Raw genomic sequence first — 13,792 nt, 5'->3', positions numbered from 1 at the left:
GGTCAGACCTCCGTCTTCCGGCCGAGCGCCTGCGCAGCGTCGAGCACCCGCGCGCGATAGGCGACGATGAGGTCGACGATCACGTCGAGCCCTTCCTGCACGACGTACACGCCGCCGTCGACCATGTGCAGCGTCGTATCCGGCGATGCGTGCACGCGTTCGATCAGGTCAGGGTTCACCGCGAACCGGATGCGGTCGAGGCGGGTGACGATGATCATCGGATGGGTCTCCGGGCGTGGGACGAGAGGCGGGGCAGCCCCGACTATCGCGACGCGGCCCGCCCCGGGTAACCAGGACGGGCCGCGTTCGCGGGGTGCTCCCGCTCAGCTGCGGGCGATGCGTCAGCGCTTGAGCTGCGTGAGCTCCTGCAGCACTTCGTCGCTCGTGGTGATGATGCGGGCGTTCGCCTGGAAGCCGCGCTGGGCGACGATCAGGTTCGTGAACTCCTGCGACAGGTCGACGTTGCTCATCTCCAGCGCGCCGGAGACGAGACCGCCGAACCCCGCCTGCCCCGCCTCCCCGATCTGCGCGCCGCCGGAGTTGACCGAGACACGGTAGGCCGTGCCGCCCGCCTTCTCGAGCCCCTCGGGGTTCGCGAACGTCGCCATCGCGATCTTGCCCAGCGTCTGCGTCGCGCCGTTGCTGAACGTGCCGACGATCGAGCCGTCTCCGGTGATGCTGTACGACTTGAGCGTTCCGGCCGCTGCGCCGTTCTGCTCCGTCACGGCGACGGTCGACAGGCTCGCGTAGCCGGTGACGGCACTGAGGTCGACCGTGACCCCGCCGGCGGCCAGACGGAGTCCGGTGCCGTTCTGCGTGCCGTCGGTGAACGCGAGCGCACCGGTGGCGCCGCTCTTCGGCTCGGTGACGTTCCAGCCGGTCGTCGACTTCGTGAACGTCAGGCTCAGCGTGGTCGGAGTGCCCTGCGCGTCGAACACGGTCACGTCGCGGACGAGCTGGTCGCCGACGGCGGCGGTCGACGGCAGGTTGCCGGTGACGGTGGCACCCGTCGTGGCCCTGGCCGGGGAGACCGCGTCGAGCGGCAGCACGATGTTCCCGATCGCCTGGCCGGTGTTCACGACACCGTTCTGCGCCGACCAGCCCTGCACGATCGCGCCGTCGGCGGTGACCATCTTGCCGGTCGGGTCGAACGAGAAGCCGCCGGCACGGGTGTACAGGGTCTCCCCGCCGGAACTGACCGCGAAGAAGCCGTCGCCGGAGATCATCAGGTCACCGCCTCGACCCGTCGCCTGGGCCGAGCCCTGCGCGAAGTTCGTGCGAACACCGGCGACCTGGACGCCGAGTCCGACCTGAGCGGGATTGCGGCCGCCGACCTGGTCGTCTGGGATGCCGGGGTTGCCGATGAGCTGCGACAGCGAGTCCTGGAACACGACGGACGAGCCCTTGAAGCCGGCGGTGTTGACGTTGGCGATGTTGTTGCCGGTCACGTCGAGCATGGTCTGGTGCGAACGGAGGCCGGAGATGCCTGAGTAGAGCGAGCGAAGCATGGGGATTCTCTCTTTCTGGGTGCGGTGGGGATCAGGCTGCGGCGGGGTCGCTCGCGGCAGGGGTGGATTTCGAGGTGATGCCGGTGATGGCATCCAGGGCGACGGTCTTGTCGCCGATGGTCACCTGCGGGACGGGACCGTCGAACGACACCTTCGTGACGGTGCCGGTGATCGCCTTGCCGTCGGCATCCTTGTAGCTCGCCTCCTGGCCGATCAGCGCGGTGGCCGCCTGACGCATGCTCAGGGCGAATGCCTCGGTGCCGGTGGCGGTGAGCGCCGTGAGCTGCTCCATCATGGCGAGCTGCGTGGTCTGCGAGATCATCTCGTTCGTGTCCATCGGGCTCGACGGATCCTGATGCGTCAACTGGGTGACCAGCAGCTTGAGGAACACCTCGCCGTCGAGCACCTGCTTGCGTGCTGCGGGGTCGGTGGTGCCTCCGGTGTGGATCGAGGTCGGGGCGCTCACGGCTTCGACGGTCATAGGTGGGTCCTCTCAGGCGAAGATGTCGAGGCCCTCGCCGGAGACGGCGCGGGTCGTGATCGGAAGGATGCTGGGGATGCCGCCGGCGCTGCTCTCGGCGGCGGGATGCCCGCGCGTGTCCGCGCGGCCGCGCTCGCCGGGTGCCTGCTCACCGCCCGCACCGCCGCTCCCGGGGTGTGCGCCGCGATCGGGGGTGCTCGCGTCGGATGCGGTGGCGGTGGGTCCGAGTGCGAGACTCGCGTGCGGCATGACCGCGGCGAGATCGCGGCGGAGGTCGGTGACGATGCTCCGCAGCGCGTCGCGTCCGGCGTCGGTCGCGCCGAGGAGCTCGACGCGCACCTCGCCGCCCGCGCTGATGTGCGCACGGACGGTCACCGGGCCCAGGGTGTCGGGATTCACGGTCATGGTGAGCTGGTGGCTGCCGACCGGACGCTGGATGATGCTCAGCACGACCGGTGCGACCTGGGCTGCGACGGCGCGCGGCACCGCGGCTGCGGCATCAGGGGCAGTGATGATCGGCGTGCCGGTGGGCGACACGGGTACGGCTGGTGCGGGTGCGGATGCCGGCGGCGTCTGCGGCAACGGCACCGGCGGCGCGGACTGGTCCGGACGCGCGCTCCCGTCCTTCTGCATCGGCAGCGCAGCGGCAGCGACAGGCAGCGCACCGGAGTCCACAGAGGTCCGCGAGTGCAATGACGCAGGCGTCGGCTGCGCGTGAGCGGCGGGTGCAGCGTGAGCGACCGGAGCCGCCGCTGTGGCGGGTGCGGCGACCGGAACCGCCGCCTCGGCCTCCATCACCTTCGTCGTGTCCGCCATCGTGACAGGATGCGCGGCCGCGACCGTCTGCGCAGCCTCCGGGGTCGCACCCTCAGGTGCGACGAGGCGTGGGAGCGGTTCGACCGGCGGCGCGATCGGCGGTGCTGCGAGCACCGCGCTCGCAGCCGACAGCCCGGCATTCGACCCGAGAGGTCCTTCGTTCCCCGCATCGATCGCGACCTTCAGGTCTGGTTGCTCCGCGGGCACCGCGACGTCGGTCGGTGCGGCGATCGCAGCATCCGCGGGCAGGACGATGTCGCCGCCGACGTCGAGCATCCGCTCGGCCACGGCCAATGCGGCCCCGAACGACGCCGCCGCACCCGCCGCCTGTCCGAATCCGCCGCCGTCGGGTGCGCCGCCGAGCAGCGCCGCAAGCCCCGGCGCTGCAGCGGCGTTCGCCGTCGCGACCGCACTCATGCCGATCGCTCCGCTCGGAGGCTCCGCACGACCGCGATCTCGTCCAGTGCCACCTGCTCGGCATGCTGGTCGGCACGCAGGCTGTCGACGCGGTGCGCGCCCTCCAACCGTTCGAGTCCCTTGAGCTCACGGCGCGCTTCGACGTGCGAGGCCTTCGCCTCCGCCTCCTCAGCGCGGCGCATCTCGGTGAGCGTCTGCAGATCGCTCAGCGCGCTGCGCCCGGCGGCGCGGGCTGCAGCCATCGCGAGCATGGTCTGCGCGTCGTCGACCTGCGCACTGATCTCCGAGAGGCTCACGATCGCGCCCTGCTCTGCATCCTCGGCCTGCAGCCGAGCCGAGGTCGTGCGCGACAACTGTTCGGCGGCGACGCGCTCCTGGGCGTCTCTGACGCGCAGGAGTCCTGCCAGGGGGAACGTCATGGTGTCAGTCCTCCGAAATCGGTGGTGAGGGCGGCGAGGCGCCGCCAGGATTCGTCTGCGTCCGACAGATCGTCCATGCGCTGCGTGAGGAACCCGCTGATCGCTCCCTCGTTGGCGATCGCGGCATCGACGAGCGGATTCGCGCCCACTCGGTACGCCCCGATGTCGATCAGGTCGTTCGCGCTCCGCCGGGCAGCCAGCACGCTGCGCAGCGTGACGGCATGCGCTCGCTGGTCTGCGGTGGTGATCTTCGACACGACGCGTGAGATCGACCCGAGCACGTCGACGGCCGGGAAATGGCCGCGCACGGCCAGTGCTCGGTCCAGCACGACATGCCCGTCGAGGATGCCTCGTGCGGCATCAGCGATCGGCTCATTGTGATCGTCACCATCGACGAGCACGGTGTAGAGGCCGGTGATCGATCCGACCGGTCCGGTCCCGGCACGCTCGAGCAGTCGGGCGAGCACGGAGAACGTGGACGGCGGATACCCTCTGGTCGCCGGCGGCTCCCCCGCACTGAGTCCGATCTCGCGCTGCGCCATCGCGACGCGGGTGAGCGAGTCCATCATCAGCATGACGTTCGCGCCGCCCTCACGGAACCGTTCGGCGATCCGGGTGGCGACGAAGGCCGACCGCATCCGCACCATCGCAGGCTGATCCGAGGTGGCGACCACCACGACCGAGCGCGCCAGGCCCTCGGGTCCGAGATCGTCCTCGATGAACTCCCGCACCTCACGGCCGCGCTCGCCGACCAGGGCGATGACGGTGACGTCGGCCGTGGAGCCACGCGCGATCATCGACATGAGCGACGACTTCCCGACGCCGGATCCCGCGAACAGGCCGAGACGCTGACCAGTGCCGACCGGGGTCATCGTGTCGAGCACGCGCACCCCCAGGCCGAGCTGGGTGTCGATGCGCTGGCGGTGCAGGATGCTGGGGGCGTCATGGTCGAGCGAGACGAAGTCGACATCGCGAACAAGCGGGCCCTTGCCGTCGATCGGCCGACCGAGCCCGTCGAGCACGCGCCCGAGCAGCGACCGCCCGGTCGGCACCTGCAGGCGAGCACCGGTGTGGAGCACCTTGGCGCGGGCCGTGATCCCGTCGAGCGGCCCGAGCGGCATGCACCGCGCGGCGGCACCGTCGACTGCCACGACCTCCGCGTCGACCGGACGCCCGTCCGCCATCTCGATGCGCACGCGATCGCCGACGGCCGCATCGATGCCGACCACTTCCGCGCCGAGGCCGAGCACTGCCTTCACCGTGCCGGAGCGCTCTGGCCGCGCCGCATCGATCGCGCGCCGCCACGACGCGGTCGCGACGCTCACGCGAGCACCTCCGCCGACTGACCGCCGCCACCGCTGAGCGCCGCACCCGCCCGGGCGAGCGCCTGCACGATGCGCGTGTCGACGGCGCCGTCCTCGACCTCGACGATCGCACCGCCAGGGTCGACGGAATCCGACTCGGCGAACCGGACGCCGTGCAGGGCCGCCGCGGCATCCTCGTCCTCACGCAGGATCGCAGCGTCCTGTGGGCTGAACACGACCCGCGTCCACCGCTCGACCGGCATCTCCGCGAGCGCGCGACGCAGCGCGTGCGCTGCCGACCGCGCCGGGTCCGACACCTCGACGCCCAGGATCGCCGTCGCGAGCTCGAGCGCGAGCTCCTCGATCCTGTCGGCGGCGAGCATGCTGAGCTCGCCCATCCGCTGATCGAGCGCTGCGGCCGACGCCTGCATCGCGCTCAGTGCCGACCCGCGCTGCGCGAGGTACGCCGTGCGATGCTGCTGCATCCGAGCATCGTCAGCCGCCTGCTGCACCAGTGCTTCGTCGAGCGCGGCTCGGCGCCCCTCCGCGAAGCCGTCCGCATAGCCGCGCGTCCGCGCCCGGTCGGCCGCTCCGCGGAGATCGGTCGGGGTCTCACCCACTCGCGGCACCACCATCGGCGTGAAGGCGGTGCCGGCGACGGCCGTGTCGGTGAAGGAGGCGTCGGATGGCGTCATTCGATGAGCTCGTCCTCGTCCTCACGGGAGATGGTGATCTCCTCAGCGGCTTCGAGCTCACGGATGATGCGCACGACCTCGGCACGCGCCTCGTCGACCTGACGCACGCGCACCGAGCCGAGCACCCGCGCCTCCTCGGCGAGGTTCTCCTGGTTGCGCTCGGTCATGTTGCCGGTGACCTTCGCGGTGATCTGCTCGTCCGCGCCCTTCAGCGCGAGAGCCAGCACGCGCAGATCGATGCCGCGCAGCACCCGCTGCGCATCGCGATCCTCGAGACGCGTGAAGTCGGCGAACGTGACCATCCGGCTGCGGATGTCCTCAGCGAGGGCGAGATCGCGTCCTTCCAGACTCGCCAGCAGCGCCTTCTCGAGCGCGGTGTCGGAACGGCTGATGATCTCGACCAGGGGCTGCACGCCGCCGATCGATTCGTGGTTGTCGCGCATCGCGAAGACGCCGGTGCGCGAGCGCAGCGAGTCGGCGACGATCGAGATGGCCTCCTGCGTCGCCGTTCCCATGGTCGCGATCGCCTGGGCGACATCGGTGCGCAGCGGGTCCTGGAGCGCTGTGAGCACCGCGGCCGCACGGTCGGCTCGGAGGTTCGCGAGGACCACTGCGACGGTCGTCGGCAGCTCGCCCTCCAGAATCGTGGCGAGCTGCGCCGGGTCGGCCGCGTTGAGGAAGTCGAACGACACAGCACCCTGCGACATGACCCGCCCGACCATGCCCACAGCCTTCTCACGACCGAAGGCGGTCTCCAGCAGTCCGGTCGCGAGATCCTGGCCGCCACGCGAGGGCACCGATCCGCCGGTCGCGATGCGCTTGAACGCACCGAGCGCCTGCGCTGTCGAGGCAAGATCGACGCCGCCGAGCTGCGTGAGTTCCGCGGCGAGCAGCTCGGATCGATCCTCGCCGAGGAGGCGGAGCACCTCGGCGCCGGCCTCGCGGTCCATGTTCAGGAGCACGATGGCCGCCTTGCGCAACCCGGTCATCTCGACCAGCGCGACCGCGGCCGCCGGGGCGACGGTCTGCTCCGCGGCATCCGTCCTGGTGTCAGGCGTGTCGATCTGCGCGCTCATACGGTCGCCTCATCCATCAGGCTCGCCAGCGCAGTGGCCGTGGCTCGGGGCTCGCGCCTGGCGATGTCGTCGATCTCACGACGTCGCCGCTCCACGAGCACCTGATCCAGCTCCGGCTCCTCCTCGATGTCGAGCAGGGCCGTCGGCGCGACCTGCGGGAACAACGGAGCGGTGATCGCCTCGCGGTCCTGCAGCCCCTTGAGCGACTTGAGCTTCTGCTCCTCGTTCTCACTCAACGTGGACAGGTACTCGATCGGTCCGTCCTCGGTGTACAGCACCCGGCGCTTCATGCGCTGACGGATCGAGAAGAACACCACGAGGATGATGACCGCGAGCAGGATCGACCCGCCGATGATCACGGAGCGGAGCAGCTCCTGCTGGAACTGCGCCGCGCGCTCGGCCTCGGCGGCCTGCAGCGCGGTCTGGGCAGCGGTGGCGCCGCCGGTCGCGAATTCGACGAACTCCACAGCGATCGTGTCGCCGCGCTCCACGTCGATCCCGGCGGCTGACGCGACGAGCGCCTCCACCTGGCCGGCGGTCACGCCCGTCACGGATCCGCGGTTCAACGCGATGCTCACGGTCTGACGGGTCACCTCACCCGCCGGCGTGATCGTCTTCTCGGTGGACTTGTTCACGGCGTTGTTGCTCGACGTCTCCTCGGATTCGTAGGAACCATCGCCAGCGCCGCCCGGCACCGCGATGTTGTCCGGACCGAGCACGCCCGTGCCTGAGCCCTGGCCGCCGGTGTAGCTCTCGGTCTTCGTCTGCTCGTTCGCCCGCAGGTCGCCCTCCGGTGCGGTGTACGTCTCGTCCATGCGCTCCGACGTGGAGTTCGCGACATCGGCGGCGACCGTCACCGTGGCGTTCCCCGGTCCGACGATGGTCTCCAGCATCCGGCTCACCGATGCGGCGACCCGCGCCTCGTGCTCGGTCGCCTGCTTCGACGAGCTGCCTGTGACGCCGGAGCCGACCGCCGAGAGCACCGTGCCGTTCTGGTCGGTGACGGCGACGTCCTCCGGGGTCATGCCTGGCACTGCGGCGCTCGTGAGGTGGATGATCGCCTCGATCTTCTCGTCGCTCAGCGTCGAGCTGTTCCGTGTCTTCACGAACACCGACGCGGTCGGGCTCTGCTGCTCGGAGACGAAGACGCTCTCCTCGGGGATCGCGAGCTGCACGGATGCCGTCGAGATGCCGTCCATCGCGCTGATCGTGCTCGCGAGCTCGCCCTCGATCGCGCGCTTGTAGGTGACCGACTGCTGGAACTCGCTCGCCGTCACGCCCATCTTGTCGAGCAGCGTGTACCCCTCGCTGCTGTCACCGGGGAGGCCGGCGGATGCTGCGGCGAGCCGCTGCGAGTACACCTGATCGTCCGGCACGAGGATCGTCGCGCCGCCCTCGGTGAGCTCGTAGCCGACACCGGCGGCCTTCAACTGCTCGACGACCGCCGAGGCGTCGCTCGCACTGAGACCGGTGAACAGGGGGCTCATCTGCGGCTTGCTCAGCCACGTGCCGAGCGCGATCGCACCCATCACGAGCAGCGCCACCCCGATGATGGCGATCGTGCGCTGGGCGACCGAGAAGCCGGAGACGATCAGCTTCACGCGGTCGAACGAGTTCGTGAGCACTTTCGGCACGATCAGGCCTGCATCCGCATGATCTCGTTGAACGCGGAGACGCTGCGGTCACGCACGGCGACGACGAGGTCGAGAGTGACGCCCGCACGGGCGGAGGCGATCATGGCCTGGTGGATGTCCTGCAGATCGCCGGTGACGGCCTGCACGGCGAGGTCGTTCGAGGTCGACTGCAGCTGCTGGAGATTCTCCACCGCGCCGGAGAGCGACGTGGCGAAGGCTCCGGCACCCGTCGAGGAGCCCGTGGCGTCCGGGCCGGATTCGAAGCTGAGGGCGCCGAGCGGCGAGACCCCTGCGGCGGAGATGGCGTCGATCGGGGTTGACATCAGTTGCGTCCGATCTGCAGCGCTGCCTCGTAGGTGGTCTTGGCGCGGTCGACCACGGCGGCGTTCGCCTCGTAGCCGCGCTGCGCGAGGATCAGCATGCTCATCTGATCGCCGAGCTCGACGTTCGGGTACTGCACGTAGCCGTCCTCGTTCGCGTAGGGATGCTCGGGGTCGTAGACGAGCTTCGCTTCGGCTTCCGACTCGACGACGCCGGCGACGGAGACGCCCTGCCCGTCCGCCCCCGCTCTCACGGTGACGAACTTCTCGCGGAACGCGCCCTCACCGGCCGGGGTCGCCGTGTTCACGTTGGCGATGTTGTCGCTCAGCGCGTCCAGCCACTTGCGGTGGACGTTGAGCCCGGTGCCGGCGATGCCGATCGCGTCGAAGGTCATGCGGACGCCTGACCGATCGCCTTGGTGATCGAGGCAGCCTGGCCGCCGATCGCCTGGCTGGCGAACTGGAACCGCAGCACCGTGTCGATGTTCGACAGCGTCTCGGTGTCCAGATTGACGTTGTTGCCGTTCAGCCGGGTGGGCTCCAGCGACCGCTCGACGGTCGCCTGGACCGTGCCTGAGCCACCGTCGACGGCTCGACGCAGCTCATCCTCGAACTGCACCCGCTTGGCCTGGTACCCGGGGGTGTTGATGTTGGCGATGTTGTCTGCGATCGAACGCTGACGCAACGCCAGACCATCGAGCGCGCTGATCAGCGCGGAGGAGGTGACGGACTCGAGCACGAGGGCACTCCGGGAGGTTGATGGAGAAGCCGATCCGTGGCCAATCGTCGAGCGATCCGTGCTCGTGGTCGACTATCGCGACGCGGCGCGATTCCGTAACCGAGGACTTCCGTCGATTCGCCGTTCAGCCTTCGACGTCGAGGTATGCCGGGGTGTCCTGCGGGTTCGTCGGCACGCGTCGCAACGCCGCGAGTTCGCGCGCGACGTTCGCCCTCGAGGTCATCAGCCCGCCGATCATCAGCTGCTGGCGGGCGAGGACTGCTTCGGCACGCTCGCGCAGCTCTTCGGGGACCGGCCCTGCCGGCGGCTCGAACGGCTGGGGGTCGAGCTGCTCGTCTGCGGCATCCAGGGCTCGCTCGAACTGGTCGAGCACGGTCAGCCAGGCTGCGAGGTTCTCCGGCACGGTCGTCAGGCCAGCGCCGAGGCGGGCGCCGGCGCCGTCGCCGAGGTCAGCGCCGCGGCCTGGTGCCAGGCCTCACGCAGCGGCGCGATGAGTTCGCGGCACTCGGCGGTGGCCGCCGGGTCGCGTGAGATGTTCGCCGCGATCAAGCGGCCGGTCAGGTAGGTGTAGACCGCGCGCAGGTCGGCAGCGCCGTCCCAGGCATCCGTCAGCGATGCGCTGAGCTCCGCCACGATCTGCTGCGCGTGGGTCAGCTGGGTGCCAGCCGCGGTCCAGTCGGACGCATCCTGCGCTGCCGCCGCACGATCGATGTCCACGAGCAGTCGGTCGTAGAGCATCGTGAGCAGGCGCTCGGGCGACGCCGATGCGACCTGCTGCTGGAGGTACTGCTGCTTCGCGCGTTCGAGCGAGGTGAGAGGCATCGTCGGGGTCTCCTAGCGAGTGCGAGCGGTGATGAGGGTCAGCTGGGTCACGACGACGAGGTCGGCGTGAGCCCTGCGAGCTGCGAGGCGAGCCAGGACGACTGGGACTGCAGCTTCGAGAGCTGCACCTCCAGCTGCGAGTAGGTGCGCTCGAGTGTCGCTCTGCGCTGCTCGAGCCGGATGTCCCACCGCTCCACCTGGGTCTTGAGCGTCTTGACCTCGGATTCCTGACCGGTGATCCGCTGCGTCAGCAACCCGTCGTACTTGTCGGAGTACTTGTCCGTGACCGCCTCCAGGCGTCCGGCGAGGCCCGCGAACACGGCCTGCGTCTTCTCCGGGTCGTCGGCCAGCGCCGCGGCGAACTTCTCCGCATCGAAGGAGAGCACGCCCTTGTCGCTGATCGAGATGCCGATCGTCGAGGGCGAGACGCCGTCGACCGGGTACTGCACCGCGTCTGCCAACGCCGTGCGGAGATTGCGGACCGTGCTGTCGCCGGTGAACACGCCGAGCGTGGTCTTCTCCCCCACGGCGCCGACGGTCGCCTTGGAGCCGTTGTCGATGCGGACGAGCAGAGCGGCGATCTCCTTGACGAAGGTCTCGGCCTTCGTGGTCTGCGCCTTGGCGTCGAGCGCGACGGACACGACGACCGGGTCGGCACTCGCCTTCGTGACGGTGACGTCGATGTCCTCGCCGATGCTGATGGTGTTGCTGGCGCTGGTCAGGGTCTGCTCGGCTGCGGTGCCGGCGAACAGACGGATGCCGGCGTCGGCGCCCTGCGTGAGGACCGCGGCACCGAGTTCCGTGGCGACGTCGGGGGCGGTGCCGGCCGCGACATCCGCAGCCGTGCCGCGGTGCAGCGTGAACGCACCGGCCGCACCGGTCTCGACGGCGGTGAGCTGGACGCGCGAGAGCGGCTTGCCGTCGGCATCCGTTCCTGCCGGGACGACGGTGGCGGTGACGCCCGCCTTCGCCGCGTTGATGGCCTTGGCCAGGTCCTGCGGGGCGCCTCCCACGGGGGTGATCGACTTCTGCGTGCCGTCGGAGGCGACCAGGGTGAATGCTCCGCCCCAGGCTTCGGCACCGGCGGCAGCCGTGATGACCGAGTGCGAGGTCGCGACGGCATCGACGACGATGCTCGTCGAGAAGGCGCTGGCCCTGGCACCGGCGACGACGGTCACGCTCTCGGACGACGCGGTCGCGGTGAAGGCTGCGAGCGAGGTCTGACCGGCCGCGGTCTTCGCCTTCGTGACGAGGTCCTGCAGCGTCTTGTTCAGCGACTGCAGGTTGGTGATGATGGCGCCGCGATCGGTGATCTTGTTCGTGATCAGCTTCTTCGGGATCGCCGCGACGTCCATCAGCGCGGTGATGAGCTCATCGGTCTTGAGCCCTGATACCAGTCCGTCGAGTTTCATCCTCGGATGCCTTCTGTGCGATCTGTCTGTGCGATGCGGGTCGAGTTGTCCTACAGGAAGGCGCCCGGGCGGAGATCACCCCGCCCGGGCGCCGAGCGCGCCTCAGGCGCAGCGACTCAACGGAGCAGCTGCAGGACGCCCTGGCCCGACTGGTTGGCCTGCGCGAGCATGGCGGTGCCGGCCTGCTGCAGGATGTTCGCAGCGGTGTACTTGACCATCTCGGCCGCCATGTCGGTGTCGGCGATGCGGCTCTTCGCAGCAGACAGGTTCTCGGCCGAGACCTGCAGCGAGTTGATCGTCGACTCGAAGCGGTTCTGCACCGCACCGAGGTCGGCGCGAGCCGAGGAGACGCTCTTGATCGCCGTGTCGACCGTGGTGATGGTCGCAGCCGCCAGGGTGGGGGTCGCGAATCCATCGGTGGTGACGATGGCGGTCTTGAGGTCTGCCGCGAGCGTCTTGATGTCGGCGGAACCGAGGTTCACCGAGATCTGGCTCGAGGCAGCGCCGTCGGCACCGACCTGGAAGCTCAGCACGCCGTCGCCCGCAGCACCGGCCGAAGCATCCAGCAGCTTGATGCCGTTGAAGTTCGTGGTGTCGGAGATACGCGTGAGCTCGTCGACGAGCTGGGTCACCTCGGTGGTGATGGCCTTGCGGGAGTCGACGTTGTTGGAGTCGGATCCTGCCTGGACCGCGAGGTCGCGGACACGCTGCAGGATGGAGTGGACCTCGGTCAGCGCGCCTTCTGCGGTCTGGATCACCGAGATACCGTCCTGCGCGTTGCGGGCTGCGACGTTCAGGCCGTTGACCTGCGAGCGCAGGCCCTCGGAGATGGCCAGGCCGGCGGCGTCGTCGGCTGCGCGGTTGATGCGCAGGCCGCTCGAGAGCTTCTCGAGCGACTTCGAGACGTCGTTCTGGTTGGCGGACAGGTTGCGGTACGAGTTGAGCGCACTGACGTTGGTTGCGATCTGAAGACCCATGAATATCCTCCGTGGTTATGGGACCGAATGCGGGCCCATCCGTGGGCCTGCACATCCGACATTCGCGACAGGCGGGGCCGGCGTAACCACCGGTGCGCAAGATTCCGAGGGTCGTGTCACACCACGGCGAGGAGCTGCGCCGATGCGTCGCTCCTGTCGCCTCTGCCCGGCCCGAAGAGCGTCTCGAAGAACTCGGCCTTCGCCGCGGTGGATCGGTCGCCCGCGGTCCCGTTCTCCCAGGCATCCATGGCCTCGCGCATCAGCATGAGTCCGCGGGAGCGCAGCTTCGAGACGTAGGCATGGCTGACCTGCAGCTCTTCCGCGAGATCCTTGACCATTCGGTCTTCCAGGTAGATGCCGCGGACGACGTTCTGCATCGCCGCCGGAAGCGCATCCACGATCCGGTTGACCATGGCCCGGGTCTCGGACTGCTCGACCGCGTACTCCGGAAGGATCACGCTGTCAGTGAGGTCCACCGCCTGGCGGCCGGTCTCGAGATCGAAGTGCTCCTCGAAGCTCGTCGCAGTCCGCACCATCCCGTCGAGCCGACGCATCTCGGTCACTCCGTCGACCGTGAGGCCGGACTCTCTCGCGAGTTCGGCGACCGTCGCCGCACGCCCCGTGCGCGCCAGCACCGTCTCCTCCGCGACCCGGAGCCGCTCGATCTTGTCGCGCGCACGCTCGCCTGCGGGGTCTGCCCGTCGCATCTCCGAGAGCATCGCCCAGTTGATCTGGCTGCTCGCGAACGCTCCGAACGGGATGCCTCGAGCGGGGTCGTATGTCAGCGCCGCGCGGGCCAGCCCCAGTCGTGCCGCGGAGAGCAGGTCGTCGATGTCCACGTGGGTCGCCGACCGCGCCTTCTCGACCGCGAGGAACGTGGCGAGCGGCATGTTGTCCCGCGCGAGCCTGTCCGGCGAGACGGACGACGTGTCAGCCCTGTTGGAATCAGCAGATTCAGCAGAATTACTCAGCAATGCGGCTCCGTGTCTATAACGCCTGTTTTACGAGTGAAGTTAGCATGTTCAACACGTTTATGAGTGGAAAATGCTTCAATCGTTGCCAGCCGTGTTCGCGCATCGGCTGCGGCCGACGCGCAATGGTCGTGGGCATCCCGAGCGGTTTCGACAGGTGCGCACGCGACCGACACCGTCCTAGACTCGGTGCGTCACTGC

17 protein-coding genes are annotated in these 13,792 nt (G+C 69.3%); all 17 read right to left on the bottom strand.

What is annotated here, in order from left to right; all coding sequences use genetic code 11:
• Positions 1 to 2 precede the first annotated feature (2 nt).
• The 17 genes from RS83_RS14065 to RS83_RS13985 all read right to left on the bottom strand — a co-directional run bounded on the left by RS83_RS14065 (position 3) and on the right by RS83_RS13985 (position 13,510).
• A complete protein-coding gene (locus RS83_RS14065; protein ID WP_045280142.1) occupies positions 3 to 218 on the bottom strand; it encodes a flagellar FlbD family protein in 216 nt (71 codons plus the stop codon).
• A 123-nt stretch (positions 219 to 341) separates the two neighbouring features.
• Positions 342 to 1,508, bottom strand: coding sequence for a flagellar hook protein FlgE (locus tag RS83_RS14060; protein ID WP_045280141.1), 1,167 nt, complete (start codon positions 1,506 to 1,508; stop codon positions 342 to 344).
• 31 nt (positions 1,509 to 1,539) lie between these two features.
• Positions 1,540 to 1,989: a flagellar hook capping FlgD N-terminal domain-containing protein gene (locus RS83_RS14055; protein WP_045280140.1), complete on the bottom strand. Its 450-nt coding sequence runs from the start codon at positions 1,987 to 1,989 to the stop codon at positions 1,540 to 1,542.
• A gap of 12 nt (positions 1,990 to 2,001) precedes the next feature.
• Positions 2,002 to 3,222: a flagellar hook-length control protein FliK gene (locus tag RS83_RS14050; protein WP_045280139.1), complete on the bottom strand. Its 1,221-nt coding sequence runs from the start codon at positions 3,220 to 3,222 to the stop codon at positions 2,002 to 2,004.
• Positions 3,219 to 3,641, bottom strand: a complete 423-nt coding sequence (locus RS83_RS14045; RefSeq protein ID WP_045280138.1) for a hypothetical protein — start codon at positions 3,639 to 3,641, stop codon at positions 3,219 to 3,221. The genes RS83_RS14050 and RS83_RS14045 overlap by 4 nt, the downstream gene beginning before the upstream one ends.
• Complete coding sequence (locus tag RS83_RS14040) at positions 3,638 to 4,966, bottom strand: FliI/YscN family ATPase (RefSeq protein WP_045280137.1); 1,329 nt, start codon at positions 4,964 to 4,966, stop codon at positions 3,638 to 3,640. The genes RS83_RS14045 and RS83_RS14040 overlap by 4 nt, the downstream gene beginning before the upstream one ends.
• Positions 4,963 to 5,640 (bottom strand): FliH/SctL family protein, encoded by a 678-nt coding sequence (locus tag RS83_RS14035; protein WP_045280136.1) that lies wholly within the window; start codon positions 5,638 to 5,640, stop codon positions 4,963 to 4,965. The genes RS83_RS14040 and RS83_RS14035 overlap by 4 nt, the downstream gene beginning before the upstream one ends.
• A complete protein-coding gene (locus RS83_RS14030) occupies positions 5,637 to 6,716 on the bottom strand; it encodes a flagellar motor switch protein FliG (protein ID WP_230115386.1) in 1,080 nt (359 codons plus the stop codon). Before RS83_RS14030 ends, RS83_RS14035 begins: the two co-directional genes overlap by 4 nt.
• Positions 6,713 to 8,350, bottom strand: a complete 1,638-nt coding sequence (gene fliF / locus RS83_RS14025) for a flagellar basal-body MS-ring/collar protein FliF (RefSeq protein ID WP_045280135.1) — start codon at positions 8,348 to 8,350, stop codon at positions 6,713 to 6,715. Before fliF ends, RS83_RS14030 begins: the two co-directional genes overlap by 4 nt.
• A gap of 2 nt (positions 8,351 to 8,352) precedes the next feature.
• Positions 8,353 to 8,673, bottom strand: a complete 321-nt coding sequence (fliE, locus tag RS83_RS14020) for a flagellar hook-basal body complex protein FliE (RefSeq protein WP_045280134.1) — start codon at positions 8,671 to 8,673, stop codon at positions 8,353 to 8,355.
• Positions 8,673 to 9,065, bottom strand: coding sequence for a flagellar basal body rod protein FlgC (gene flgC, locus RS83_RS14015; RefSeq protein WP_045280133.1), 393 nt, complete (start codon positions 9,063 to 9,065; stop codon positions 8,673 to 8,675). The genes fliE and flgC overlap by 1 nt, the downstream gene beginning before the upstream one ends.
• Positions 9,062 to 9,409 (bottom strand): flagellar basal body rod protein FlgB, encoded by a 348-nt coding sequence (locus RS83_RS14010; RefSeq protein WP_045280132.1) that lies wholly within the window; start codon positions 9,407 to 9,409, stop codon positions 9,062 to 9,064. Before RS83_RS14010 ends, flgC begins: the two co-directional genes overlap by 4 nt.
• Positions 9,410 to 9,533: 124 nt before the next feature.
• Positions 9,534 to 9,812, bottom strand: coding sequence for a hypothetical protein (locus RS83_RS14005; RefSeq protein ID WP_052679128.1), 279 nt, complete (start codon positions 9,810 to 9,812; stop codon positions 9,534 to 9,536).
• Positions 9,813 to 9,817: 5 nt separating this feature from the next.
• Positions 9,818 to 10,231, bottom strand: coding sequence for a flagellar export chaperone FliS (gene fliS / locus RS83_RS14000; protein ID WP_045280130.1), 414 nt, complete (start codon positions 10,229 to 10,231; stop codon positions 9,818 to 9,820).
• A 47-nt stretch (positions 10,232 to 10,278) separates the two neighbouring features.
• On the bottom strand, positions 10,279 to 11,643 hold the full coding sequence (gene fliD, locus RS83_RS13995; protein WP_045280129.1) for a flagellar filament capping protein FliD: 1,365 nt from the start codon (positions 11,641 to 11,643) through the stop codon (positions 10,279 to 10,281).
• 116 nt (positions 11,644 to 11,759) lie between these two features.
• Positions 11,760 to 12,620 (bottom strand): flagellin, encoded by an 861-nt coding sequence (locus tag RS83_RS13990; protein WP_045280128.1) that lies wholly within the window; start codon positions 12,618 to 12,620, stop codon positions 11,760 to 11,762.
• 116 nt (positions 12,621 to 12,736) lie between these two features.
• Entirely contained in the window at positions 12,737 to 13,510 is a 774-nt protein-coding gene (locus RS83_RS13985) for a sigma-70 family RNA polymerase sigma factor (RefSeq protein ID WP_052679127.1), read from the bottom strand.
• Between the last annotated feature and the right edge of the window lie 282 nt (positions 13,511 to 13,792).

The sequence above is a fragment of the Microbacterium oxydans genome (assembly GCF_000956525.1).
In the GTDB taxonomy this organism is placed as follows: domain Bacteria; phylum Actinomycetota; class Actinomycetes; order Actinomycetales; family Microbacteriaceae; genus Microbacterium; species Microbacterium oxydans_A.
The sequence above is the reverse complement of the archived record's forward strand: the minus strand, read 5'-3'. Positions and strand labels throughout refer to the sequence as shown.

Excerpts from the sequence above, each read along its gene's own strand:
- RS83_RS13990 (WP_045280128.1), bottom strand. The coding sequence starts at position 12,620 with ATGGGTCTTCAGATCGCAACCAACGTCAGTGCGCTCAACTCGTACCGC.
- RS83_RS14035 (WP_045280136.1), bottom strand. The coding sequence starts at position 5,640 with ATGACGCCATCCGACGCCTCCTTCACCGACACGGCCGTCGCCGGCACC.
- fliS (WP_045280130.1), bottom strand. The coding sequence starts at position 10,231 with ATGCCTCTCACCTCGCTCGAACGCGCGAAGCAGCAGTACCTCCAGCAG.
- fliD (WP_045280129.1), bottom strand. The coding sequence starts at position 11,643 with ATGAAACTCGACGGACTGGTATCAGGGCTCAAGACCGATGAGCTCATC.
- flgC (WP_045280133.1), bottom strand. The coding sequence starts at position 9,065 with ATGACCTTCGACGCGATCGGCATCGCCGGCACCGGGCTCAACGTCCAC.
- RS83_RS14060 (WP_045280141.1), bottom strand. The coding sequence starts at position 1,508 with ATGCTTCGCTCGCTCTACTCAGGCATCTCCGGCCTCCGTTCGCACCAG.
- RS83_RS14065 (WP_045280142.1), bottom strand. The coding sequence starts at position 218 with ATGATCATCGTCACCCGCCTCGACCGCATCCGGTTCGCGGTGAACCCT.
- fliE (WP_045280134.1), bottom strand. The coding sequence starts at position 8,673 with ATGTCAACCCCGATCGACGCCATCTCCGCCGCAGGGGTCTCGCCGCTC.
- RS83_RS14045 (WP_045280138.1), bottom strand. The coding sequence starts at position 3,641 with ATGACGTTCCCCCTGGCAGGACTCCTGCGCGTCAGAGACGCCCAGGAG.
- RS83_RS14030 (WP_230115386.1), bottom strand. The coding sequence starts at position 6,716 with ATGAGCGCGCAGATCGACACGCCTGACACCAGGACGGATGCCGCGGAG.
- RS83_RS13985 (WP_052679127.1), bottom strand. The coding sequence starts at position 13,510 with ATGCCGCTCGCCACGTTCCTCGCGGTCGAGAAGGCGCGGTCGGCGACC.
- RS83_RS14050 (WP_045280139.1), bottom strand. The coding sequence starts at position 3,222 with ATGAGTGCGGTCGCGACGGCGAACGCCGCTGCAGCGCCGGGGCTTGCG.
- RS83_RS14055 (WP_045280140.1), bottom strand. The coding sequence starts at position 1,989 with ATGACCGTCGAAGCCGTGAGCGCCCCGACCTCGATCCACACCGGAGGC.